This is a genomic window from Ferribacterium limneticum, assembly GCF_020510585.1.
Classification (GTDB): Bacteria; Pseudomonadota; Gammaproteobacteria; order Burkholderiales; family Rhodocyclaceae; genus Azonexus.
The window spans coordinates 2351379-2376468 of record NZ_CP075190.1 but is presented as its reverse complement, the minus strand read 5'-3'; the positions used below and the strand labels follow the sequence as shown (position 1 = coordinate 2376468).

General features: G+C 60.6%; 22 protein-coding genes. 11 read left to right on the top strand and 11 right to left on the bottom strand.

What is annotated here, in order from left to right; translation table 11 throughout:
• Window positions 1-9 precede the first annotated feature (9 nt).
• Genes KI613_RS11655 through KI613_RS11645 form a run of 3 tightly spaced genes read left to right on the top strand, consistent with a single transcriptional unit; the run spans window position 10 to window position 2072 of the window.
• Complete coding sequence (locus KI613_RS11655; RefSeq protein ID WP_226399594.1) at window positions 10-294, top strand: helix-turn-helix domain-containing protein; 285 nt, start codon at window positions 10-12, stop codon at window positions 292-294.
• Between the two features lie 37 nt (window positions 295-331).
• Window positions 332-754, top strand: coding sequence for a hypothetical protein (locus tag KI613_RS11650; protein ID WP_226399592.1), 423 nt, complete (start codon window positions 332-334; stop codon window positions 752-754).
• Between the two features lie 31 nt (window positions 755-785).
• Window positions 786-2072 (top strand): DUF3422 family protein, encoded by a 1287-nt coding sequence (locus KI613_RS11645; protein ID WP_226399591.1) that lies wholly within the window; start codon window positions 786-788, stop codon window positions 2070-2072.
• A gap of 298 nt (window positions 2073-2370) precedes the next feature.
• Here KI613_RS11645 and KI613_RS11640 read toward each other — a convergent pair whose 3' ends face one another.
• From KI613_RS11640 to KI613_RS11620, 5 genes are all read right to left on the bottom strand, one after another.
• Window positions 2371-3156 carry an ABC transporter ATP-binding protein gene (locus KI613_RS11640; RefSeq protein WP_226399590.1) on the bottom strand — a complete coding sequence of 262 codons (786 nt, stop codon included), beginning with the start codon at window positions 3154-3156 and terminating at the stop codon, window positions 2371-2373.
• Window positions 3157-3186: 30 nt separating this feature from the next.
• Window positions 3187-3969: an ABC transporter permease gene (locus KI613_RS11635; RefSeq protein ID WP_226399589.1), complete on the bottom strand. Its 783-nt coding sequence runs from the start codon at window positions 3967-3969 to the stop codon at window positions 3187-3189.
• A gap of 2 nt (window positions 3970-3971) precedes the next feature.
• The gene (locus KI613_RS11630) at window positions 3972-4826 is read right to left on the bottom strand and encodes an ABC transporter permease (protein ID WP_226399588.1); all 855 of its coding nucleotides are present in this window, start codon (window positions 4824-4826) and stop codon (window positions 3972-3974) included.
• 109 nt (window positions 4827-4935) lie between these two features.
• Window positions 4936-6000 carry an ABC transporter substrate-binding protein gene (locus KI613_RS11625; protein ID WP_226399587.1) on the bottom strand — a complete coding sequence of 355 codons (1065 nt, stop codon included), beginning with the start codon at window positions 5998-6000 and terminating at the stop codon, window positions 4936-4938.
• 27 nt (window positions 6001-6027) lie between these two features.
• Window positions 6028-7524 carry an OprO/OprP family phosphate-selective porin gene (locus tag KI613_RS11620; protein ID WP_226399586.1) on the bottom strand — a complete coding sequence of 499 codons (1497 nt, stop codon included), beginning with the start codon at window positions 7522-7524 and terminating at the stop codon, window positions 6028-6030.
• A 646-nt stretch (window positions 7525-8170) separates the two neighbouring features.
• Between KI613_RS11620 and KI613_RS11615 the strand changes: the two genes are divergently transcribed.
• The 6 genes from KI613_RS11615 to KI613_RS11590 all read left to right on the top strand — a co-directional run bounded on the left by KI613_RS11615 (window position 8171) and on the right by KI613_RS11590 (window position 14140).
• A complete protein-coding gene (locus tag KI613_RS11615) occupies window positions 8171-10522 on the top strand; it encodes a DUF1549 and DUF1553 domain-containing protein (RefSeq protein ID WP_226399585.1) in 2352 nt (783 codons plus the stop codon).
• Between the two features lie 33 nt (window positions 10523-10555).
• Window positions 10556-12010, top strand: a complete 1455-nt coding sequence (locus tag KI613_RS11610; RefSeq protein WP_226399583.1) for a DUF1501 domain-containing protein — start codon at window positions 10556-10558, stop codon at window positions 12008-12010.
• Window positions 12011-12080: 70 nt separating this feature from the next.
• Window positions 12081-12461 carry a hypothetical protein gene (locus KI613_RS11605; RefSeq protein WP_226399581.1) on the top strand — a complete coding sequence of 127 codons (381 nt, stop codon included), beginning with the start codon at window positions 12081-12083 and terminating at the stop codon, window positions 12459-12461.
• A gap of 27 nt (window positions 12462-12488) precedes the next feature.
• Entirely contained in the window at window positions 12489-13130 is a 642-nt protein-coding gene (locus KI613_RS11600) for a c-type cytochrome (RefSeq protein WP_226399579.1), read from the top strand.
• A 27-nt stretch (window positions 13131-13157) separates the two neighbouring features.
• Window positions 13158-13745, top strand: a complete 588-nt coding sequence (locus KI613_RS11595) for a peroxiredoxin (RefSeq protein ID WP_226399577.1) — start codon at window positions 13158-13160, stop codon at window positions 13743-13745.
• Window positions 13746-13996: 251 nt separating this feature from the next.
• A complete protein-coding gene (locus KI613_RS11590) occupies window positions 13997-14140 on the top strand; it encodes a hypothetical protein (RefSeq protein WP_226399575.1) in 144 nt (47 codons plus the stop codon).
• Window positions 14141-14209: 69 nt separating this feature from the next.
• Here the strand turns inward: KI613_RS11590 and KI613_RS11585 are convergent, their stop codons facing one another.
• The 5 genes from KI613_RS11585 to KI613_RS11565 form a co-directional block, all read right to left on the bottom strand.
• Window positions 14210-15676: an MBL fold metallo-hydrolase gene (locus KI613_RS11585; protein WP_226399573.1), complete on the bottom strand. Its 1467-nt coding sequence runs from the start codon at window positions 15674-15676 to the stop codon at window positions 14210-14212.
• Window positions 15677-15873: 197 nt separating this feature from the next.
• Entirely contained in the window at window positions 15874-17910 is a 2037-nt protein-coding gene (locus KI613_RS11580) for a carboxy terminal-processing peptidase (protein ID WP_226399571.1), read from the bottom strand.
• A 106-nt stretch (window positions 17911-18016) separates the two neighbouring features.
• A complete protein-coding gene (locus KI613_RS11575; protein ID WP_226399569.1) occupies window positions 18017-18457 on the bottom strand; it encodes a rhodanese-like domain-containing protein in 441 nt (146 codons plus the stop codon).
• Between the two features lie 251 nt (window positions 18458-18708).
• The gene (locus tag KI613_RS11570) at window positions 18709-20160 is read right to left on the bottom strand and encodes an efflux transporter outer membrane subunit (RefSeq protein ID WP_226399566.1); all 1452 of its coding nucleotides are present in this window, start codon (window positions 20158-20160) and stop codon (window positions 18709-18711) included.
• Between the two features lie 53 nt (window positions 20161-20213).
• Complete coding sequence (locus tag KI613_RS11565) at window positions 20214-20447, bottom strand: hypothetical protein (RefSeq protein ID WP_226399565.1); 234 nt, start codon at window positions 20445-20447, stop codon at window positions 20214-20216.
• Between the two features lie 80 nt (window positions 20448-20527).
• Between KI613_RS11565 and KI613_RS11560 the strand changes: the two genes are divergently transcribed.
• The gene (locus KI613_RS11560; RefSeq protein WP_226399564.1) at window positions 20528-21661 is read left to right on the top strand and encodes a sigma-54 interaction domain-containing protein; all 1134 of its coding nucleotides are present in this window, start codon (window positions 20528-20530) and stop codon (window positions 21659-21661) included.
• 85 nt (window positions 21662-21746) lie between these two features.
• Here the strand turns inward: KI613_RS11560 and KI613_RS11555 are convergent, their stop codons facing one another.
• Window positions 21747-23963, bottom strand: coding sequence for an OsmC domain/YcaO domain-containing protein (locus tag KI613_RS11555; RefSeq protein ID WP_226399563.1), 2217 nt, complete (start codon window positions 23961-23963; stop codon window positions 21747-21749).
• 525 nt (window positions 23964-24488) lie between these two features.
• Between KI613_RS11555 and KI613_RS11550 the strand changes: the two genes are divergently transcribed.
• Entirely contained in the window at window positions 24489-24914 is a 426-nt protein-coding gene (locus tag KI613_RS11550) for a DUF2325 domain-containing protein (RefSeq protein WP_226399562.1), read from the top strand.
• The last annotated feature ends 176 nt before the right edge of the window (window positions 24915-25090 follow it).

Below are 25090 nucleotides of genomic sequence, written 5' to 3'. Positions count from 1 at the left end.
GAATGTTTTATGACCTATGACCTCGTAGATCTGAAACTACTGGCAGCCATTGCCGAGCATGGCACGCTCAGGGCAGCGGCTGCACAAAATTGCCTTGCGTCCTCGTCGGCTAGCCAACGGCTAAGCAAACTTGAGTCTGAGCTGGGTGTGGCGCTGTTTGTACGGCATCGACGAGGCTTGGAGTTGACTAGTGCTGGTAAGGTCGCTTTACGCCATGCAGGGGTAGTACTAAATACTATCGGCCTGATAGACGACGAGATATTGCCTCGTACGGGAACTGACTATGGGCATTGAAAGTGGTCGCCCATGAAATGTACGTTCGGATAATTAGATGCGGAAAAGATCTTCTCGCTCGCCGAGGCTAGTCGCCAAACTGCTCACCCCGATGCAACATTGCCGTTTGGTTATTGGCCCGCGGATTCATCTGGATTTGCTTCTTGCAGGGTCATTTGATTTTGCTTACGTTTGCTCGGTTGCAGGATTTCTTAATGTTGCCGGTAGCGCTGCTTATCTCAAGGGGCATAGAGAGGTGCAGGCGGAAATTCACAAGGGCCAGTGTGTGGTTCTAAGGCTAATCGAAAATGCTAGGGGACCGGATGAAACAGAGTCCCTGGTAATACGGGATGCGTTAAACATTGCTGATCGTTGGCTCGTTGCGCAAGACACGCTGATCCTTGCAAAAGCAATCAATTCCTGTGAACGCGAATCTGCCTACCTAAAACAAGTCCTGTCGCCACGGTTGTCGAATTCTTGAGGCACTTCGCTCATATATGAATCTTTCCTGTGTGCTTAATCATCCCAAGCGCCTTGCGCTGGCCAGCGAAATTCACGCGCGACCTTTCATGGTTTTTGAGGCGCCAGCGCTGATATCACATTTGGCGATATTTAGTGATGACGGAGAGCAGTCACATGAGCGCCTGCTGCAATCGCTGTGTGCTCGCTTTGGTGTCGCCGCACCGGGTCAAGGGGTGCAGCATTTTGCCCACGATTTTGGGCATTTCCGTCTCAAATGGGAGCGACACACCGAATTCTCGACCTTTAGTTTCGTCGAGCCAGGAGAGGGGCGAACAGACTTCGAACATACGGCTATCCGACATGTGCCGCATGACTGGCTTGAGTCTCTGCGTGCGTCGGTGATCGTTGCATCCCACATAATTGCCGAGCGCGGAAATCCGCTAAGCATTTCCGATACGCGGCTAAAAAGCTTGTTCCCGGTGCCGCCGTTGGTCGGCAGCAAAGTACTGTCCGATGGCGAGATTTGGACGGATTTCCAAGTCGGGCCGGACGGATTTTCGAAATACCTGATCCGCGACATCAATTTGCGGGAGTCTCAGATGGGGCGTCTGGCCCAACGCATATGCGAAATAGAGACATACCTCATGATGGCACTGCTCGCTCTTCCTCTGGCACGTGAGGCAGGGACTCTGCTAAGCAGCATCGAGGAGGATTTGATTACGCTGGGTATCCAAATGAGTACGCAAGGTATCGAGGAGGATGCTGAAGCACAGCTAAAGGAGATTTCTCGGCTTGATGCCCAAGTGCGCGCCATGTCATTTCGGACGGGATTCCGCTTCAGCGCGGCCCAGGCTTATTACCAAATCGTTGAAGCGCGCATCGGCGAGTTGCGTGAACGGCGCATAGAGGGCGTACCTACGATCGGCGAATTTATGGAACGTCGGCTTGCTCCTGCGATGAATAGCTGCATGTCGGTAGCAGTTCGACAGGATACTCTGGCGGAAAAAATCAGTCGTTCCGACGATATGCTTCGTACCCGGGTGAATCTGGCACAAGAGCGACAAAGCCAGAGTGTCCTTCGAAGCCTGAGTAACAGTGCCGACCTCCAATTACGCTTGCAGCAGGCGGTTGAAGGCCTCTCAGTGGTGGCCATTTCTTATTACGGCATAGGCCTGGTTGGTTATACCTTGAAGGCGCTCAAAGGATGGGGGTTGGAAATATCCGTTGACCAAGCTATTGGGCTAATTTTGCCGCTGGTCTTCTTGGGAACCTGGCACGCAATCCGTCGCTTGCACAAACGTTTGCACGCAAATGGTGCTACGGCCTTCAGCAAATAAATTTCGCTCTAACAACTTCCGAAGTTTGAACTCGATTGGCCTCCATTCTCATAGGGGAAGGTCAGCACTGGGCACCATCTTGCAGTAGCGTGAAGCTAAAATTAGTGGTTCAACAAAGTTCCATGGTCTATGGCCGGTTACGGCGAAATACCGGCCATAGATTGATCGCTACTCCACCGGCGGCTTTGGCCGATAACCGGCAGCTCGCCGTTAGTTAAGGGATTTGGCCGAATCACTACGGTATTTAAAAAGGCCGATAACCCCAAGGTTGCGAGCCTTATACCGAGGGTCCGCGAGCTTACGTTGCCAGTTCTTCCTCTTCCGCCTCCTGATAGATGCCAAACTCGCTAAGGATTTCTTCCTTGATGCGGACGAATTCGAGGTCGAGGCGATTGCGGGGGCGGGGGAGCTTGACCGGGAGGATGCGTTTGATGCGGCCGGGGCGGGGTTCCATGATGACGACGCGGTCGCCGAGGTAGATGGCTTCTTCGACGTCGTGGGTGACGAGGATCATGGTGATGCCTTCGGCTTCCCAGATATGTTGCAGTTCGTTTTGCAGCTTGTATTTGGTCATGGCGTCGAGGGCGCCGAAGGGTTCGTCGAGGAGCAGGATTTCCGGGCGGTTGACGAGGCCGCGGGCGATGGCGACGCGCTGCGACATGCCGCCGGAGAGCTGGTGCGGGTAGGCTTTTTCGAAGCCGCGCAGGCCGACGAGTTCGATGTGTTCCTGAATCGAACGTTGTTTTTCCTCGGCTGGGAGCGTCGAGTTTTCGAGCGCCAGACCGACGTTTTGCTCGACGGTCAGCCACGGGAAGAGGCGGTGTTCCTGGAAGACGATGCCGCGGTCGAGGCTGGTGCCGGAGATCGGCTTGCCGTCGAGCAGGATGTCGCCCTGGTAGTCGGCTTCGAGGCCGATGATGAGGCGCAGCAGAGTCGATTTGCCGCAGCCGCTGGAGCCGACGATGCTGACGAATTCGCCGGGGCGGATGGACAGCGAAATGTTGTCGAGGATGTGCAGGTTCTTGTCCTTGACGCGGTAGTGCTTGTTCAACTTGTTGATGGTGAGGGTGCCGGCGTGGGCCATGGTGTTCTCCGTGGGGATTCTGTTGTCAGGTCAGCGGGCGTGGCCGCGCCAGTGGAGCAGGCGGGTTTCGGCGCGGGTGGCCAGTTCGTTGAGCAGCATGCCGAAGGCCCCGATGATGAGCATGCCGAAGATGATGAGGTCGACGCGGAAGGCGGCGCGGCCGCGAATGACGGTCATGCCCAGCCCTTCGCCGGTGCTGGCGAGGAGGAATTCGGCGCCCATGGTGGCCAGCCAGGCGAAGATGAGGCCGAGGTGCAGGCCGGTGATGATCTGCGGCGAGGCGGCCGGCAGGATGAGGCGGAAGAGGGCCTGACGAGGCGTAAAGCCGTAGATCCTGGCAACTTCGAGCTGGCTCGGCGCTATGGCGCGCACGCCTTCGATGGTGGCCAGGGCGACCGGGTAGAGCGTGGCGAAGGCGATGAAGACGATCTTGGCCAGGTCGTCGCGCCCGAAGAAGGCGGAGAGCAGGGGAATCCAGGCGAAGATCGAGATGTGCTTGAAGGTGTGGAAGGTCGGGCCGAACACCGTGCTGGCCAGCCGTGAGGTGCCGAGCAGGAGACCGATGGTGATGCCGCCGGCGGCACCCAGCGTGAAGCCGCTGGCGTCGCGGAACAGGCTGGCGCCTATGCTTTCAAGCGCCTGGCCGCTGTTCAGCCACTTCCAGCCGGCGGTGAGGACGGCTGAAGGGGGAACGATGAGGCGCGTATCGACCCAGCCGGCGCTGGTCACGGCCTGCCAGACGATGATGAACAGCAACGGCAGTACGAAGCCGCGCGGGTCGATGGCGGGGAGTTTGTCCTTGAACGAAGCCATGATCAGCGTCCTTTCGGTGCCCAGCGGCTGAAGTGGCGTTCGACGAAGCCGAGCGCGAAGTCGAAGACCAGGCCGACGAAGCCGATGGTCGCCATGCAGACCATGACGACATCGAGTTGCATGAGATTGCGGGCATAGACCAGCAGGTAGCCGATGCCTTCACTGGACGCCATCAGTTCGACGAAAACCATCGCCAGCCAGGCCTGCATGCAACCCTGGCGAACGCCGCCCAGGATGGCCGGCAGAGCGGCGGGCAGGGCTATGCGCCAGAGCGTCTGGGCGAAATTGAACTGGTAGATGCGGCCGACTTCCATGAGCTTGACCGGGACGTTCTCGATGCCCTTGTAGGTGGCGACGGCGAAGGGGACGATGACGGCGACGGTGATGGTGGAAATCTTGAGCGCCTCGTCGATGCCGAAGAAGATGATCATGAGCGGCGACCAGGCAATGACCGGGAATTGCGAGAAGAGCGAGAAGCTCGGATAGAGGTAGGCCCTGGCGGTTTTCGACAGGCCCATGGCGAAGCCGATGGCCAGGCCGATGCTGCCGCCGATCAGGACGCTCCAGGCGACGCGCTGCAGGCTGACGGCCAGGTGGCCGGCCAGTTCGCCGGAGGTGACCATGTCGACCAGCGTTTCCCAGACGAAGGCAGGTTCGGGCAAGAGTTGTGGCGGCAGCCAGACACGCTCGGTGGCGATCTGCCAGAGATAAAGCAGGAGCAGCGGGAAGACGATCCCCAGTCCGATTCGCCCGAACCGGGCCGGCAGGTCGCCGAGCGACGGAATGCTGATCCGGGGAAACAGGGAAGCGCCCGGTTCGATGACCAGCGCCTTGTCCAGAGATTGGGTCGTACTCACGGGGATTCTCCCTTTTCAAAATTTGCCAAAATTTCCGGTTGACCGTGGAAGCCGGGTTGGCCAGCCGGAAATCGGCTGAGCAACCCGGCCAGCGGCCTGGCGGAGCGATTTACTTGCCGGCGGCCTTCTTGCGCTTGCCATCGGCGTCGAACTCATCCCAGTAGCCTTCGAGTTTCAGTTCCTTCAAGGCAGTCTGCAGATACTTCGGTTCGACCCAGCCTTCAATCTGTGCGTCGCGACGGGCAAAGCGGAAATGCTTCACTTCGCCAATCGATTTGGCCAGGCTGTTCGTGTAGTACTCATCAAGCAGCGGGCTGAAGCGGTCACGCAATTCGGTACCCTTGTAATCTTCCTTGTAGTCGGAATACGGGTTGCCGGTCTTGGCAAACAGGCGGAATATTTCGTCGCGGTTTTTCTCGTCGGAGACCCAGGCCGATTCGCGAACCAGCGTAGTAACAAAGCGCTGGACGATATGCGGGTACTTTGCCTCGAATTCTTCAGACACCCAGATTTGCGACGGCGCTGTCAACTTGGGATCTTCAACCTTGTAGATGCGGCGGACCAGGCCACGGACAACGAGGTCAGTCGAGGACTGAAGGGCTGCATCAACGTCGCCAGTCGATAGCGCCGCTTTTTGCGAATCGCCGATCATGTCGATGACTCTCAAGTCGGTTTCCTTCAGGCCGGCTTTTTCCAGTAGGCGGTTAAGGGTCAGTTGGCCGGATGTTCCCTTTTGCACGGTCAGCTTCTTGCCGCGCAGGTCTTCCAGGCTCTGGATAGTCGACGACGTAGGGACCACCACATAGTTGCGGCTGAACCGGGAACCCGACAGCAGGATGCGGGTGCGTAGCCCGTTGGCCCGGGCAACGACGAGCGGCAGGTCGCCTTGCGTGGCGAAGTCGATCTTCTTGAGCGCCAGGGCTTCGTTGGTGGCCGGACCAGCGCCAACAAAGAAGGACCATTCAACCTTGATACCGTCCTTGGCGAATTCCTTTTCCAGAATGCCGCGCTGGTGGGCGGTAGCGAGAGCGCCGCCAGAGGATGCCGGTTTGCCGCCGACACCGGCGCCGGAGAAGGCGATGCGGACGACTTTGGGATTTTCCTGAGCCTGGGCTGCCAAAGGCAGGCCAATGGCAATCAACGCGGTGGCAATGAGTGAAACAAATTTTTTCATGATGGTCTTTCGGTTATCGGGGGCGAATCAAAAGCCGTACTGGAATTGAGCGGTGACATCCCAGGCATTGGGCTTGGCGAGACCCTTGTCGTATTGCGTCCGGGTGGCCCCGATCTGGAATTTGGTGGTTTGGGCGAAGAACAGGTTGTAGCCGACGGTCTGCTTCAGGCTTACATCACCGGCGACATCACGGTTCTGATCCCAGGTGTCGTAGCGGTAATAGACCTGCGAGGTGGTCGGCCAGTAGTCGTCGAACTTGCCGACGTTGTTCAGGTTCTTCGACCACTGGGCTATGTCGCCGAAGTTGTAGAACAGCGTCAGAACCTGGCCCCGCCTGTTGACGCGCCTGGTGTTCTTGTTGGTGACGGCCTGAGCGGCAGTCAGTAGTTCATCGTCCGAGCCGTCCGCCAGTTCGTAGGTAATACCGATCGGGTTGTGGTTGTACGAGACATCAAGGCCGCGGCGAACCGATTTGCCGGCATCGATGACCAGACCGGGTGTGGCGGCGTTGTTGGTCAGGATCTTGCGGCCGTCGTAATAGGACAGGCCGAATTTGAGTTGTCGTAACCAGCTGTTGTAATCGGCGGGAACCGTGAAGGTGAGGCGGCCCAGGTAGTCCTTGCGGGAATTGTCGTCAGCCGTGTTGGCACCGTTGCCATTCACTACGCCGAAGGCGTATTCAACGATTGGGGCGCGGTAATTGAAGCCATAGTCAGCTTCTGGAAACACGTCGCCGCGGAAAATCAGGCCGATCTGCCGCTTGCCGATGTTGTTGAGGGCGGATTCGCCGAGGAACTGGGCAGTCGACACCGTCGGCTTCAGTTCATCGGAAACCTGGCCTTCAAGACCGAACGGAATCTTCTGCTGGCCGAAGGTGGCCGTGAGCTTGGGTTCTTCCAGCGCGCCGGTGTCGGGCAATACCTTGTACTGGATGTAGGCGTCGGTCATGCGCACGACGCTGTCGCCCTGGCCTGTCGTGTTCGTTGAACCGTTGTTGGCCAGTTTGGGATTGCTGTAGGCGAAGGCCAGGCGGTAGTCGAGATTGCGTCCCTCGGCGTAGTCGCGATAGAGGTTGCCGGCGAAGGACAGCGTCGCACTGACGCCGAAGGAGGTTTCCGCCCCTTCGCCGCGTGGGTTGTTGGCGGACGATGCGCTGGCCTCGGTCGAACTGGTGTAACTGCCGGTCAGCGTCCCGCCGATGGTCAGGCCGCGCGAGGAGAGGGCCGTCTTGTATTCCCGGTTGCGGGCCGAGTCGTATTTGTAATCCTCGAGCTGCGAGCGGACCCCTTCCACGTCCTGCGTCGTGGCGATTTCAGCGCCCTGGGGAATGACTTCGCGGGTTTTTTCGAGCGTCTCGCCCTGATCCTTGACCTGCTTTTGCAAAGCCTCAACCGTGGCTTTTAGTGCGGACAACTGCTTGAGCAACTCTTCGGTACTGGGGCCAGCTGCACCGGCCCCACTGGCCAGGCTCATCAAGGCTGCGCCGATGGCGGCAGCAAGATATTTTTTTCTTGGATATTTCACTACTAATTACTCCCGGTCATTGTTTATGGCATTCCGCCCCTGTTGGTCGTGGTGCTCGCCGAGACACGGAAAACCGGCTCGGCTGCTGCTAAACCATTGGCACAGACCGTGCCACTTGGTAAGTGATTGATTTATTGATTGTTGTGCGTTTTTTGGCGCCGCTATTGGTGCACCGCACGAGGCAGGGCTGCTTCGTACGCAGCAGCTATCGCCTGTGGATTGCGGCGAGCTGCCGAGCGGGCAGTGGCTGCGAGTTCTACGGTCAACCGGAAATTTTGGCCAAATTTGAAATGACCATCCGGGGCGCGTGCAGCCACTGCCGGGTGTCCGGATCAAGGCGAACGCATAAGCAGCAGTCAGGTGTTTCCACGGCAGCAGAAGCAGGGGCTGTCTGCTGCCGTACGAGCAGTCCGCTTCCCGATGGATCCGCGGCTCGAGATCGGGCGGATGCTCGTTGGCCACAAAAATTAATGCATAGGTATCAATTGCTTAGATCGCATATTTGGCCAAATTTTCGGCCTGCCGGAGGGGTGTTTTTTAACGTGGCATGGCGGTTGCTGAACGAAGTCCATCCGATCGTTCGGCCGGGGAGTTCTGGTTCGAATGGCCTTGGGGTGGTCTTTTGATATCTCGTCTGGAGTGGTTCATGAAGAAGAAAATTGCATATCTCGCGGTGCTCTCGTGCTTTACGAGCGTGTTTGCGATCGCGGCCGATGCCGACAAGAGTGCCAGCCCGGAGGCGGTCGTGGCCAAATCCGCCAAGCGCTGGTCGCCCTATGAGGTCGTCCAGAAACCGGCGGTGCCGGCGGTAGCCAACAAGAGCTGGGTGCGCTCACCGATCGATGCCTTCATCCTGGCGCAACTGGAAGCCAACAACCTCAAGCCGTCAGCCGACACCGACCGCGCCACCTTCATCCGTCGCGCCACGCTCGATGCCTGGGGCCTGCTGCCGACGCCGGAGGAGGTCAAGGCCTTCGTCAATGACAAGTCGCCGGAGGCCTACGAAAAGCTGGTCGACCGTCTGCTCGCCTCGCATCACTACGGCGAGCGACAGGGTCGTCGCTGGCTCGATCTGGCCCGCTATGCCGATAGCTCGGGTTTCCAGAACGACCAGACGCGGGCCAATAGCTGGCGTTACCGCGATTACGTCATCACCGCCTTCAACCAGGACAAGCCGTACGACCGCTTCATCAAGGAACAACTGGCGGGCGACGAGCTTTACCCGAACAGCCAGGAAGCGAAGATTGCCACCGGCTACCTGGCCAACTATCCGGACAACTCCAATTCCCGCGATCTGGTACAGCGCAAGTACCAGATCACCACCGACATCACCGACAACATCGGCGAGACCTTCCTCGCCTCGACGACCGGTTGCGCCCGCTGCCACAACCACAAGTCGGACAAGCTGACGCAGAAGGACTACTTCTCGCTGCAGGCTTTCTTCGCCAACACGTCTTTCGACTGGCGCACGCCGCTGGCCAAGGGCTCGGAGAGTTTCTGGGACAAAAAATACACCGAGCAGAAGGCGAAATACGATGCGACGGTCAAGGGCGTCCGCGATGCCCAGAAACAGATCCTCGACCAGTACCGCGAAGTCGGCGTCAAGTACCAGAAAGAGCGTTACCTGACCGATAGCCGAGAGTCGATATTCAAGCCGGAAAAAGACTGGAATGCGCTCGATCGCTGGGTTAACCACCGGCACAAGACGGTCGTTGCCGAAACCAATGATGGCGTTGCCGGCTATCTGCGCCTGGCCGCTGAAAGCAAGGAGCGCGAGGATCATTCGCCGGACAAGGTTACTGCCTGGAAAGAATACGACCGCCTGCAAAAGGAGCTGCGCAAGTTCGACGACCAGCGTCCGAATGGCGGTTCTGCCTTCTACACGGCCGCGACCGAACTGGGTCATACCGATTCACCGCCGACCTTCGTGCGCTTTGCCGGTATTCATGAACGCCCGACCGACGAAGTCCAGCCGGCCATTCCCGCGCTGTGGGGTGGCGACAAGGTCGACATCAAGCCGACCGCCAATTCATCCGGTCGCCGCACCGCACTGGCTGGCTGGCTGGCCAGCCCGACCAATCCGCTGACTGCTCGCGTTTATGTGAACCGCGTGTGGAGCCAGTATTTCGACAAGGGCATCGTTGCCAGTCTGAGCGATTTCGGCCGGGCCGGCGAGAAGCCGACCAACCCGGAATTGCTCGACTATCTGGCCGCCAATTTCGTCGAGAAGGGCTGGAGCATCAAGAAACTGCATCGCGATATCCTGCTCTCCAGCGTCTATCGCCAGTCGTCGGCCGAGCGTCCGGAAGTGGCCAAGGCCGATCCGCAGAACAAGCTGCTCGCTGTCTATCCGCGCAAGCGTCTGGAAGCTGAAGAGATCCGCGATACGCTGCTTTATGCCTCCGGTCAGCTCAACGACGTGGTCGGCGGTCCGTCCGTTTTCCCGCCTGTCGCCAGCACCCAGAACCTCGGCCCGGCCGATTTCGACGGCAACCGTGCATGGACCATCTCGAAGGACAAGGCCGACTGGAATCGCCGCAGCGTCTATATCTTCAGCCGGCGCAGCCTGCCGTATCCGCTGCTCCAGAACTTCGACCCGGCCAACCCGTCGCAGGCGCACCACAAGCGCGACGTGACGACGACGCCGTTGCAGGCGCTGACGCTGTTCAACAGCGAGATCATCGTCAATTGGTCTCAGGCGCTGGCTGGCCGTGTCATCAACGAAGCCGGCAAGGACGAATCGGCCCAGATCAGCCGTCTCTACCAGATCCTTTTCTCGCGCGAACCGAGCAAGGAAGAAAAGGCTGCGCTCAAGGACTTCCTGGTCAAGGGTGAAGCTGCCGTCCAGCAGAAATTCGCCAGCAGTGGCGGCACCTTCCAGGCCGCCGTGCCGATCGGCGTCAGGAATCCGGCCGGCCTCAACCCGGTGCGCGCCGCTGCCTTCGTCGATCTGGTGCACGCCGTGGCCAACTCCAACGACTTTGCCTACCGCTTCTAATCCAACCCCTGACAACGCAACAAGGAAAACAACATGTCACTCAATCGTCGTAAATTCCTCATCCAGACCGGCCTCGGCCTGGGCGGCGCGGCTGCAGCGGCGGGCTTCATCCCCGGTGTCGGCTTCATCGGCTCGGCCCTCGCGGCCGAACTGGCTGACCCGCTGGCCCCCAAGTCGCCGCATTTTCCGAGCAAGATCAAGTCGGTGATCTGGCTCCACCAGAACGGTGCGCCCTCAACGCTTGACCTCTTCGACTACAAGCCGGAACTCGTCAGGCTGGCCGGTCAGCCGGTGCCTGCCTCCTTCCTCAAGGGCATCAAGACCAGTACCCAGGGCGGCGTCGGCAAGCTCTTCGTCTCCAATCAGCGGACCTGGAAACAGCATGGCGAAAGCGGTGCCTGGTTCTCCAACCTGCTGCCCAACCTGGCCGAGCATGCCGACAAGATGGCTTTCATCAAGTCCAGCGTGACCGTCGGGGCAACGCACGACATCTCCATTCTCAAGCTCAATACCGGTGACGTTAATCCGGGCCGGCCGTCGCTCGGCGCGTGGGTCAACTGGGCGCTCGGCTCGAACAATCCCAACCTGCCGTCCTACGTCGTGCTCTACAACGGCGATCGCGAGCCGCAGGCCGGCTCGGTCAACTGGAGCTCCGGCTTCCTGCCGGCTGTCTATCAGGGCACCCCATTCCGTCCGGGCGATTCGCCGATTCTTTACCTCGAACGTCCGGACCTGCGCACAGCCGCCCAGCAACGCGGCTCGCTTGATCTACTGAAGACGCTCAACAACATCGGTGCCGACCGCCGTCCGGAAGACACTGAACTGCGCGCTCGTCTGCAGTCCTACGAACTGGCCGACCGCATGCAGCGTGCAGCGCCGGAAGCGGTCGATATCAGCGGCGAATCCGAAGCGACCAGGAAGCTCTATGGCATCGACGACAAAACCAGCGAAAGCTATGGTCAAGTCCTGCTGCGTGCCCGCCGTCTGGTCGAACGTGGCGTGCGCTTCATCCAGGTCGTGTCCGGCCACCCGGAAAACATTTCCGATCAGGAACGTCGCAGCTGGGATGCCCACAACGATCTCGACGGCAACCACGGCGTCCAGGCACGCATGGTCGACAAACCAATCGCCGGTCTGCTCGCCGACCTCAAGGCGCGCGGTCTGCTCGATACGACGCTCATCGTCTGGGCCTCCGAATTCGGCCGTACCTCGTGGGGCGAATCCGGCAGCGGCCGCGACCATAATCCTTGGGGCTACACTCAGTGGATGGCTGGCGGCGGCGTCAAGGCCGGCACCACTTACGGCGCGACCGACGACATCGGCCTGCAGATCGCCGACAAGGAGCAGGCGGTCGATACCTACGACCTGCACGCCACCGTGCTGCAGTTGCTCGGCCTCGACCATCTGAAGACGACCTTCCTCAACAACGGTCGATCCGAACGCCCAACCGTGGTTTACGGCAAGGTCATCAAGGAACTGATCGCCTGAACCCCCAGGGGAAACGCTGACCAAGCCGGATTCATCGGCGTTTCCCTGATTTCGACCCACAGGAAAGATGATGCGCAAGTTAGTAGCGTTGGGGGTGACCTTGCTGGCCGTGGCCGGCAGCGTCATCTCCGCCCAGATCGATATCGACGACGATTTCATGCGGAATGTCGAGGACAGCAACAAGAGTCTCGCCAACCATATCGCGATCAAGAACGCCAAGGGCGTTTCCGGCGATACGCAGGAGCTGTCGGCGATGTTCGCCCAGATCGAGGCGTTCTACGCGGCCAAGGGCGATGCCCAGGATGCGCTGGATATTTCGAAAAAGAGCCGGCAACTGATCGACGAAATCGGTAAATCCGTTGCCAGCAAGAATTTTGACAGCGCCAATGTCATGGCCTCCGACCTGTCGCGGGCCTGCAAGTCATGCCACAACTTCTACAAGAAATCCTGAGGCTGCATGCGGCTTCAGGTATTAATCGTGGCGGCGATCGCCTTCGTGCTGGCGACGCCGGTTGGCGCGCAGCAGGGTAGCCGGAATGCCACTACGTTCAAGGGCGACCCAGTCGCCGGCAAGCTCAAGGCGGAAGACGAACGCTGCCAGGAGTGCCACGGCCATGACGGCAATGCCAACGATATCGAGGACGGCATTGGCAACATCGGCAAGTTTCCGCGACTGGCCGGGCAGTTACCGTCCTACCTCATGAAGCAGATTCGCGACTTTCGCAGCGGGGCGCGTCACAACGACAGCATGTTCATCATGGCGCGCAGCCTCAACGACCGCGACGCCGCCGACATCTTTGCCTATTTCGCCAGCCAGAAGATAGCCAGCGAGAAGGACGGCGAAGCGCCGCTCGGGCGCCGGCTTTATGTCCAGGGCGACGCAGCGCGCGGTATTCCGGCCTGCGCCAGTTGCCACGGCGAGGCCGGGCAGGGGCAGCAAGTTGGCGATGCCAGCTATCCGCGACTGGCCGGCCAGCACCGGCGCTACGTCACCAAACAGCTCGCTGAATGGCGGGCCGGCGAACGCAGGAACAGCCCGGGCGGCGTCATGAACGCCATCGCCCGGCAGCTGTCGGACAACGATATCGATCAGCTGGCGGCTTACGTCGCCGGGCTGTGATTTTTTCATCCCCAAAGAGACAACATCATGAAAACGCAAATCAAGCAGGGACTGCTGACCGCCTTGCTCGGCATGGCCCTGGTCGGCCCGGCAATGGCCCTGAGCGAAGGCGACAGCGCGCCGGATTTCCAGGCCGCGGCGGCGCTCAACGGCAATGCCTTCACCTTCGCCCTGCGTGACAACCTCAAGAAGGGGCCGGTCGTCGTCTACTTCTACCCCTCGGCCTACACCAATGGCTGCAACATCCAGGCCCATACCTTCGCCGAGAAGAACGAGCGCTTCAAGGCCGCCGGCGCCCAGATCGTCGGCGTCTCGCTCGACAGCATTGCCCGCCTTAAGAATTTCTCGGCCGATCCCGACTTCTGCGCCGGCAAGATTGCCGTCGCTTCCGACGCCGATGGCAAGATCGCCAAGTCCTACGGCGTCAATGTCCGGACCGCCACACGCGGCCGCAAGGACACGCGTGGCAACGACATCGATCACGACTTCGCCGAGCGGACCACTTTCGTGGTCGGCAGCGACGGGCGGGTCGCCGGCGTGGTCGGCGGCGTTTCACCCACAGAAAACGTCGACAAGGCGCTCACCATCGTTCAGGGGCTGGCCGCCAGCCGCTGAATTTCCATTCCCACGGTCAACCGGAAAAAACCGTGAAAATTAAAAACTATTTCAGGGTGCAGTAACACCGTTGTCGGTCTGCCGTCGGTTTTGCTTCCATCGCGGCTGGCCCCATAATTCATAGATGTGTAATCCAGACGTTTTGTGAGGCTGGTGTGAAATCGAATCCTTTGACGAGCTACGGCTCAACTGAAAACCCGTGGCGAGCTCCTGACGGATCGGTTATCGCCTGCCATGAGAAGCTCAAGGTAATGGCTGAAAACCTTGAAGAGTTGCGAGAGATGGCCCTTGGCGCGCTCGAAGACGCTGTCCTCATGGGATGCGCTGAAGATCAGGTCAAGGCCGTGTTCACAGAGATCATCAACCAGTTATCGACCGATTTCGAACCCCGCTAACCGGATCGTATGTGTCCAAAAGAAGAAGCCGGCTCAGGAGCCGGCTTCTTTGTTTCAGGCGACAGCCAATTACTTGGCGCTGGCGACCGTTCCCAAGCCAATGGCGGCGCGCAGGTCGTTGAGGGTGACGACGCGTGGGCCGTGCAGGGCGGCAATCTTGTCGACGTCCAGTTTGAGGCGCTGGATGTTGTTGTAGAGATTGACGCTGTACGGGTTGGGTGAGGCCGGGAGCGGAACGCCGGCGGCGGCTGGGGTGTAGGCGTCGGCTTCGATGAGGATTTTCTCGGCCGGCAGGTAGACCAGTGCGAAACCGTCGTTGTGGCCGCTGTTGGCGATGTTGTGAATCTCGATCTTGCGGCTGTCGCCGAGCACGAGCTTGTCGCCGAAGGTCTCGAAACGCGGTGCCTTTTTCGAGCGGGCGAGGGCGTCCGGGTTGAGCGTGTGCGGGTTGCCCCAGGCTTTTTGATAGTACGGCGCGTTGAGCTTGTGGGTGACGATGGTCGCGCCGGCGTCGACGAAGGTACGCAGGCCGCCGGAGTGGTCGAAGTGCACGTGCGAGTTCACGAGATACTTGATCGGCTTGCCGGGGAAGAGTTCGCCGACCTTGGCAATCAGCGCCTGCGAGCGGGCTTCGTTGAGTGGCGCTTCGACCAGTACGATGTGATCCTTCTGCTCGATGGCGACGCTATGGTGCGTGCCGCCGGTCAGGTAGAAGACGCCGTCGGCCAGCTTGTCGGCGCTGACGGTGATGGCCGGGGGCTGGGCATTCTTGACGTTGTCGGGCGGCGTCAGGTCGATGCTCGGGTTCGCCTTCACGTCATTGATGCGTAAAGCCAGTACCGGATGACCGCCTTGCAGGCGAACGATTTCGGACGGGAAGCGGACACCGCCAAAGTCCTTGTACTTGGCGAATTCGGTTTCCACGAGGGTGTCGCCGAGGACCGGGTTGTCGATCCAGGTGCTGACCTTTTCGACCTCGTTCCCGACATTCAGGGTGCCGACATACTGGTACTTGCCGTCAACGGTGAAGCGGATTTCGACGCCGTTCTTCAGCGGCTTGCTGCTCGCCTGATTGACCAGGGCGGCCTTGATGAAGCCTTGTGGCGTGGACAGGATTTCGGCCTGACGTTCCTCGACGGCGGCCAGCTGCGGCGTGGCGGTTTGCGGCTGGCTGACCGGCGGCAGGTTCCAGGCAAGCTTGCCATTGACGTACTGGTCGAGCCACTGGGTGGTCGGCGCCGGGCGACGGCGTTGCGGGTCGTCGGATTGCAGGCGGGTGATCTGGACCCGGGAGGCGCCCTTGGCGTAGTCGATGTCGGCGACGTATTTCTGGACATCGAAACGCGGCCACGGCTGCTTGACGTTGGGGGCCTGACCAAACTGGAACCAGTGGCCGGTAGCGGCAAACTCGATAGCCTGGGTCTTGTCGACGCCTAGCGTGCTGGCCGCTTCCTGCAGCGAGGCAGCGTGAGCGGCAAAGGCGGCAGCGAGCAGGGTGACCGAAAGCGTGAGTTGGGGTGTCGTCGGACGACGCATGAAACCTCCTGAAGGTGGAAAGATGAAAATGTCTTCCAGTAGTGCAGGAGATATGCCAGGGCCGGTTCAGGCAATTGATTTCGGCCAGATCGCGGTAGATCGTGGCTTGGCGGGTGGTGCCGGGAAATTGGTCCGGGTTGGGCGGTTCTCAATCTGTTGCCGGGGCAGCAACGGTTGCTGCCCCGGCAACAGTCGGGTCAGGCGCCGCCGGGTGGGCGACGGGCGACCAGCTCGGCTTCGTCGGCAATGATGCGTGCCGCTTCCAGAAGCCGGATGTCCTTGGTGGCATCGGCTTCCTTGCGGACGAACTTTTCGTCGCGTTCGCTTTCCAGCAGGCCGTCGTCGGGCCTTCCACCCTCGGCCATGAGTTTTTCCTGGCGTTCGTTTTCGCGGCGGCGTTCGGCTTCGTTGAGCGAGATGCTGGTTTGTTGACGGAGGCGCAGCAGTTCGGCCGAACTCTCGGCCAGTTTGCGGAAAGCCGGGTCGTTGGCGGCACGCTGCTCATGCCGGTGCATGACCTCGGGCAGGGTGTCGCCAATATCGCCGGTACGCTCGTAGGTGCTGGCGCGAATGCGCGTCCACGGCAGGGCGTTGTCGTTGCTGGCCTCGCCGGTCAGGCTGGGATCGCTGCTGGCCGGGAAGACAATATCGGGCTGGACGCCGCGCAATTGCGTGGTGCTGCCGTTGATGCGGAAAAACTGGGCAATGGTCAGGCGCAATTCGCCCAGCTGGGCTTTTTCGTCGGGCACGACACGATTGAGGTCAATCAGCGATTGCACTGTGCCCTTGCCGTAGCTCTGCTCGCCGATGACGATGCCACGGCCGTAGTCCTGCATGGCGGCGGCGAAAATTTCCGAGGCGGAGGCCGATTCGCCGTCGATCAGGATGCCGAGCGGACCATCCCAGGCGGTGCCGGATACCGTGTCGCCATCCACGAAGATGCGCCCGCGGGCGTCGCGTTCCATGACGACCGGGCCGGTGTCGATGAACAGGCCGGAAAGGGCGATGGCTTCCTTGAGCGAGCCGCCACCGTTGCGGCGCAGATCGATGATGACGCCGTCGACCTTGGCTTTCTTCAACTCCTCGATTTGCCGGGCAACATCGCGCGAAGCGCTGCGGGCCGCCGGGTCGCCTTGATGACGTCCCGAAAAGTCTTCGTAGAAAGTCGGCAGGGTGATGACGCCAATTTGACGCTTGGCCTTGCCATCGGCGACATCGAGAATCGTCTTTTTCGCCGCCTGCTGCGCCAGGTCGATCTTTTTGCGCACCAGTTTGACCTCGCGATGCTCGCCCTCGGCGCCGGCGCTGGCCGGCAGGATGTCGAGACGGACGACACTGTCGGCCTCGCCGCGGATCAGGGCAACGGTATCGTCGAGTCGCCAGCCGATGACATCGACGAAAGGATCCTTGGTGCCCTGGGCGACGCCGACGATGCGGTCGCCCGGGTGCAGCTTGCCGGAAAGGGAGGCCGGGCTGCCCGGCGTCAGTTCGCGGATGACCGTGTAGTCGTTCTTTTCCCAAAGGGTGGCGCCGATGCCGGTGAGCGACAGGCGCATTGAAATGTCGAAATCGGCCGAGGCGCGCGGGCCGAGATAGCCGGTGTGCGGTTCGATGCTTATCGCGTAGGCATTCATGAACATCTGGAAGGCGTCGTCGCTTTTCAGCCTGTCGAGGCGCTTGATCGACTGCGCGTAGCGCTTGTCGAGCGTCGTGCGGATTTCGGCGTCGGCCTTGCTGGCGAGCTTGAGGCGCAGCCAGTCGTTCTTGACGCGCTGGCGCCAAAGGTCGTTCAGGATGTCGTCGGTGCGGGCCCATTCCGCCTTGTCACGCCCATAGTTGAAGCGTTCATCGCTGTCGAAAGTGAAGCCGGCCTTGAGGAGGCTGCGGGCATAGATGAAACGCTCGCCCATGCGCTGCTGATAGCGCTTGAAAATGGCGAAGGGGGCTTGCAGGTCAGGCGTCAGCAGCGCGTCGTCGAGCTTGAGTCGATACTCGGCCAGGGCATCGATATCGGCCTGCGTGAAAATGAATTTCTCGGGGTCGAGCAGTTTCAGGTAACGGTCGAAGATCGCGGCCGACAGCGTGTCGTCGAGTACCTGCGGCTGATAGTGGTAATGGCCGACCAGGGCCGAGGTGGCGCTGGCGGCGCGCAAATGCCAGGGTTGGGGCGCGATTTCCGCGGCTGGAACGTTGAGCGCGACGGCGAGCAGTAGCCAAACGGTTTTTTTGAGCAAGAAGTTCTCCGACGGGTAGGTTCCGGACGGCAAACCGGCCGGCGGCATGAAAGCGATTGTCACTGCTGGCGGGCCGGGCTGGCAAGCCCGGCGCCACCTTATGCCGTCAGTTAGCTGGCTTCGGCGCCGGCGGTTGAATGCGGGCGATCTTGCCACCCTGGTCTTCGTAATCCAGCGAGCCCGCGGCGCCGGCAACCTTGAAACCCCTGGCGGTCAGGATGTCGCCGACCGCACCGGCGCGATGGGCGCGGTTGGAAACGGTGATGATGGTCCGATCCTTCGGGATGTAGCCGAGGTTCTGTTCGATTTCCTTGGTCTGGATGTTGAGATAGGCCGGGAAGGCGCCCTTGCTGATCAGTTCATCCGGGCGGCGCACGTCGAGGACGACGACCTGTTGCGGCTTGGCGAGCAGGGCGTCGATTTCGGCGCGGTTCAGTTGCTTGGTCTGGTAGGTCCAGGGCGGCGGCTGATAGGCCGCCTGCTGGGCGAAAGAGGCTGAGGCCAGCAGGCTGGCGGTCAGGAAGACGAAGGATTTGACGATGTTCACGGTTGGTTTTTCCTGAGTTGCTGGGTTGAAATGGAGTCGACGACAAGCGCCGGCTTGTGCCGCTTGCCGTCGGCTCAATGGTGGATTCAGCAACCATCAGGCCAGCCGGTGCCGGGGGGCGGCGTTGGCGTTCAGGGCTTTGAAATTTAGGTGTTTTTTCCGGTTGACCGTCGATTCCGGTCAGCCGGTGCCAGCCAGTCATGTTGCCCGAGCAACAGTCAGCAGGCCGGCGCTGCTGGCTGCGCAGCAGCCTATTGGCCAGGCTTGCGCTGGCGGGCCTGCACTTCGCCGGCCAGCGTCCAGTCGTTGCCGCCCAGCGCCTTGTTGAGCGCCACGCTGGCCGCTAATTGTCGGGCGAGCAGGTCGAGGCTGCTGCGTTCGGCGCTCAATGAAGCGGTCTGCGCGGTGGCGACATTGAGGAAGCTGACCGTGCCGGCCATGTACTGGTTGTTGGTCAGGCGCTCGAACTCGCTGGCGGCGCGTCTGGCTTGAGCCTGGACGGCGCTTTCCTGGTCGAGAATGCGCAGGGCGGCGAGGTTGTCTTCGACTTCCTGGAAAGCGGTCAGCACGCTCTGCCGGTAGCCGGCGACGGTCCGGTCGTAATTGGCGATAGCCTGGGCCTTGGCCGCCGAGCGGGCGCCGCCGTCGAACAGGCTGAGCGCGATGGCCGGGCCGAGTGACCAGAAGCGATGCGGCCAGGCGACGAGATCGGCCAGGCTGGAATTCTGGAAGCCGCCGCTGGCGGTGATGATCAGGTTGGGGAAAAAGGCGGCCTGGGCTACCCCGATCTGGGCGTTGGCCGCCGCCGCCCGGCGTTCTGCCGCAGCGATGTCGGGCCGGCTTTCGAGCAGTGCCGAGGGAATGCCGACCGGCAGTGCTGGTAGGGCCGGCACCGAATCGACCGCCGCGAGCTGGAACTGGCCGGGAATCTCGCCGATCAGCTGGGCGATCAGGTGCTCCAGCTGGGCGCGCTGGATGCCGAGGTCGATGGCCTGGGCTTCGGTGGTTTTGAGCTGGGCCTCGGCCTGGGCAAGGTCGGCCGAGGTGACGATGCCGGCTTCGCGACGGTTGAAGGTGATCTGGTGCGAGCGGCGCTGGGCGGTGATTGCCCGTTGCAGGATGCGTTGCTGGGCGTCGTTGATGCGCAGCTGAATGTAGGCCTGGGTGAGCGCAGCCTGCATGCTCAGGCGGGCGGCGGCGAGGTCGGCGGCGCTGGCGTCGAGCGAACTTTGCGTCGCCTCGACGTTGCGTCCGATGCGGCCCCACAAGTCGATCTCCCAACTGCTGTTGAGCGCGACGCGATCGATGGTCCGGGCCGGATTGAAGGTGGTCGATGTTGCTCCGGTCACGCCCTCGCTACGGGTTACGCCGAGACTGCTGCCCAGGCTGGGCAGCCAGGCGGCGCGGCTGGCGGCGAGCAGGGCGGCGGCCGCGCGGTACTGGGCTGCGGCCTGAGCCACGTTCTGGTTGGAGACTTCGACGCGTTCGACCAGGCCGTTCAATGTTGGGTCACCGTAACGTTCCCACCACGGCGCATGGTTGCCGGTATCGTCCGGTGCGGCCTGCTTCCAGCCGGATGCTTCGCGGTATTCGGCCGGTATCGCGATGTCTGGGCGGAGAAAGTCGGGACCGAGGGCGCAGCCGCCAAGGGCCATGGCGAGGGTGGTACCAGCGAGCAGGGAACGGATTTTTGCGTGTTTCATCAGGGGCAGCGGTTTTGGGCAAACCAAACTCATCCGCAGGAGCCGTGCCAGCCTTAGGTGATTTCGTTTGTCGCGACAAGGCCATGAAAGAAAAGGCTTTTGCCGGTGGGGGTTGCCGGCGAGCCAGGTTTTAGGTGCTTGGCGTTGTTGGTCTGGCAGCAGTTGGCTGGGCGTTTTGCTGCGTGCGCAGCAGGAAAAAGCCCCGATGTCAGGAAAAAATGACAAGTTGGAAAATGCTTATCAGAAATCGGTTGTTGGGCTATGCCGGGCCGGTTGCTAACCTGCATTCCAATCTGTTGGATCGGGGGCCGGCGGGGGAAGTCCGCATGTCCGGTCCGGGGAAAACGCCAATTTCGAAAGAAAAGAAATGAACAAAGTACTGACCTTTCCGGATTCGCAGGCGCATCCGCTGTCCATCCGCGCCAAGGCGCTGGTTTTCAACGATCCGGTGTCGCTCGATATCCTGAACACCACCGAGCTGATCGCGCCGAGCGAGGCGACTGTGCTGATCATTGGCGATACCGGTACCGGCAAGGAGCTGATCGCCCGCCATGTGCACAACCAGAGCGGCCGGAGCGGCCCCTTTGTCGCGGTCAACTGCGGCGCCTTCAGCGAAAACCTCATCGAGGCCGAGCTGTTCGGGCATGAAGCCGGGGCGTTTACCGGCGCCCAGGGGCTGCGCCAGGGTTGGTTCGAAGCGGCCCAGCACGGCACCTTGTTCCTCGACGAAATCGGCGACCTGCCGCTACCGATGCAAGTCAAATTGCTACGCGTGCTGCAGGAACGACAGGTTGTCCGCCTCGGTTCGCGCAGGCCGATCGATATCGATGTCCGGCTGGTCGCGGCGACCAACGTCGATCTGGTCAGTGCTGTCGAAGCCGGACATTTCCGGGCCGATCTCTACTACCGACTCAATATTGCGACGATCAACCTGCCGCCGTTGCGCGAACGGCCGGGCGACATCATCCCGCTGGCCCGCCACTTCGTGGACAGCTACCGGGCCAAACTGCATCTTGGGCCCATCGAGTTTTCATCGAACGCCCGTCAGGCGCTGATTTCCTACGGCTGGGCCGGCAATATCCGCGAGCTGGAAAATGTCATCCACTACGCGCTGATCGTCTGCCGCGACGGCGTCATCCGATCTGCCGACCTGCGCATCAAGGAACGCGTGCCGGTGCTCAACAGCTCACGGCCGGCCAGCGTGGTCGAGGAGGATGACGGTTGCCGATTGTCCAAGGCCCTCAAGGACATGTTCGACGAGAACCGTGACAACCTCTTCGAGCAGGTCGAAGAAACGCTGGTCCGCCAAGCCTTCGAACATTGCGACAACAACCAGGTCCGCACCGCCCGCCTGCTTGGCATTTCCCGCAACATCCTGCGCGCCCAACTCAAACGCTTCGGGCTGCTGGCCTCCGGCAAATCGGATGCGCCGGATGGTGTTGACGAAGAGGCTACGGTGCTACGGCTGGCTGAAAATGAGGCTGTCGCTTATCCGGGCTAGCCGCCCCGGCATCTGGATGGATTTCATTTTTTGGGCTTTTTTCCGGTTGACCGTAGCAATCGTGTGGGCTTCAGTGGTGGGCGTGTCAGCTGTGCTTTTTAAGTGCCCCGTCCGCCACATTGGCCCGCGCCATATGCAGTTTTTTGTAGCTATCGATCAGGCGCTGGTGCCGATCGAGCCCTTCCAGTTTCAGGCTCGTTGGCGTCAGGCCGAAGAAGCGCACGCTACCGTCCACTGACCCCAGCACCGCATCCATCCGCGGGTTGCCAAACATGCGGCGGAAATTGACCACGTAATCGTCCAGTTCCAGCTCGTCGTCGAGCAGCACCTCGAGCACCACATTCAAGGCCTGATAGAACAAGCCGCGCTCGACCGTGTTTTCGTTGTATTGCAGGAAGGTTCCCACCAGCTCGTGCGCCGCTTCGAATTGCTGCAAGGCGAGATTGATCAGCAGCTTCAACTCGAGAATGGTCAGCTGACCCCAGTCCGTGTTCTCGTCAAACTCGACGCCGATCAAGGTGATGATGTCGGTGTAATCGTCGAGTTCGCTGTCTTCCAGACGTTCGAGCAAGGCCTCCAGGCCGGCGTCGTCGAGGTGATGCAGGTTGAGGATGTCGGCGCGGAAGGCCAGCGCCTTGTTGGTGTTGTCCCAGATCAGGTCTTCCACCGGGTAGATTTCCGAATAACCGGGCACCAGGATGCGGCAGGCGGTCGCGCCGAGCTGGTCATAAACCGCCATGTACACTTGCTTGCCCATGTTTTCGAGAATCCCGAACAAGGCGGCGGCCTCGTCGGCATTGGAGTTTTCACCCTGGCCGGAAAAATCCCACTCGACAAATTCGTAGTCGGCCTTGGCGCTGAAAAAGCGCCACGACACCACGCCGCTGGAATCGATGAAGTGTTCAACAAAATTGTTCGGCTCGGTGACGGCGTTGCTCTCGAAGGTCGGCCGCGGCAAATCGTTCAGGCCTTCAAAACTGCGCCCCTGCAGCAGCTCGGTCAGGCTGCGTTCCAGCGCCACCTCCAGGCTCGGGTGCGCGCCGAACGAGGCAAACACGCCGCCAGTGCGCGGGTTCATCAAGGTGACGCACATGACCGGAAACTCCCCGCCCAGCGACGCATCCTTGACCAGTACCGGAAAACCCTGTTTTTCCAGTTCCTCGATGCCGGCCTGGATGCCGGGGTACTTCGCCAGCACGTCCTGCGGTACGTCCGGCAGGGCGATTTCGCCTTCGAGGATTTCGCGCTTGACCGCGCGCTCGAAGATTTCCGACAGGCATTGCACCTGCGCTTCGGCCAGCGTGTTGCCGGCACTCATGCCGTTGCTCAGGAACAGGTTGTCGATCAGGTTGGTCGGGAAATACACCGTTTCGCCGTCCGACTGGCGGACATAGGGCAGCGTGCAGATGCCGCGCCCGGTATTGCCGGAGTTGGTGTCGTAAAGATGTGAGCCGCGCAACTCGCCATCGGGGTTGTAAATCTCCCGGCAGTATTCATCGAGAATCCCGGCCGGCAGCGCATTCTTGCGGCCCGGCTTGAACCAGCGCTCGTTCGGGTAATGCACGAACGCCGCGTTGGCGATGTCTTCGCCCCAGAACTGGTCGTTGTAGAAGTGATTGCAATTCGCCCGCTCGATGAATTCACCCAACGCCGACGCCAAGGCGCTTTCCTTGGTCGCGCCCTTGCCATTGGTAAAACACATCGGCGAGTGCGCATCGCGGATATGCAGCGACCAGACGTTGGGCACCAGATTGCGCCAGGAAGCGATTTCAATCTTCATGCCCAAGCCCGCCAAAAGGCCGGACATGTTGGCGATGGTTTGCTCGAGCGGCAGATCCTTGCCGGCGATATAGGTGCTCGCTTCCGAACCCGGATTCAGCGTTAGCAAAGCCTGCGCATCGGCATCCAGATTTTCCACTTCCTCGATCACGAACTCGGGCCCGGTTTGCACGACCTTTTTCACCGTACAACGGTCGATGGAGCGCAAAATGCCCTGCCGATCCTTGGCCGAGATATCCGCCGGCAACTCGACCTGGATCTTGAAAATCTGCCGGTAGCGGTTTTCCGGATCAACGATGTTGTTCTGCGACAGGCGGATGTTTTCGGTCGGAATATTGCGCGTGTCGCAGTACAACTTCACGAAGTAAGCCGCACACAAGGCCGACGAAGCCAGAAAGTAATCGAACGGCCCCGGCGCCGAGCCATCGCCCTTGTAGCGGATAGGCTGGTCGGCGATGACCGTGAAGTCATCGAACTTGGCTTCAAGACGAAGCTTGTCGAGAAAATTGACCTTAATTTCCATGCGGGAATCCAAAAATAGCGTTCAAAACGAATTGGCCGCCATTATCCGGTTTTCCCGGTGGGAAAACCGTGCTTCTCGGCAGATCTAGGCGCCGGGGTGCTGGCGGCCACCACAGCATGCACAGCCGCGACGAACGTTTCAAAAAATCAGGCGTACCTCAAAGCCAAGCCCGACCTGCTCTGCGACAAGGTGCATCCGAATAACCCGCCACGTGCTATTGCTGAATAAGATCACGCCGTCGCCCTTGTTTTCTTATTCAATCTAATTCGTTTTCGTGGCGGATCGGCTGCCGTATCTTCAATCCTGCTTTGCATTCGTCTCGTGCGACTCATCTCTCTCTCCATCACGCGCTTGCGTTTAGGCCCGCTCCGTCCCGGTTGCGGGCCTTTTTTTGTCCGGCCATGAGGGTGGCGGATTCTTGCAGATGCTTATAGCCAGCCAGCCCATTTGCAAGGAATAACTACGTCGTTCCTCGCCTGTGCCGGTCTGGCTAGATTGAGCGTGTAAACAGACAGGAGGTGCGTCATGGCTGCATTGATCGTTGGTGGTGATCGTGTCGATTCGTTTCGGGACTATCTGGCCGGGCAGGGCTACGAGCCGGTTCGTCATTGGAGCGGGCGCAAGCCGGGCGAGTGCCATCGTTCCATTCCGGTTGATACGCGGGTGGTCGTGGTGATGGTCGATCAGATCAGTCACGGGCTGGCCCGCAAGGTTCGGCGGGGCGCTGACGACATGTCGGTGCCGGTGGTTTTCAGCAAGCGCAGCCTAGGGCAACTGAGCAGCGTGCTGGCGGACATTGCCTGGAAAGTTGGCGCCCCGTTGAGGCACGGGGCGCCTCTGGTTCACTCAGTAGGGCAGATCAGCCGGGGCGAGCGGGGCGCCGCGGCGCAGGGCCTGGCGCAACAGGGATTTGGCATCGCTGCGGGAGAGTTCATCCAGCCATGCCGGTAGCGCGCCGAAGCGGCTTTCATAGCTGGCGAACAGGTTGCTGAAGAGATCGCTGGTGGCCGGGCGGACCGGCAGTTCGAGGGTCAAAACCATTTTGTTGCTCCTTGCTCTCCGGTATGTCCGGCGAGGCCGGCTCCCGGAGAGTGCTGGAGCGAGCGACGCTTTAGCCAGTATTTGTC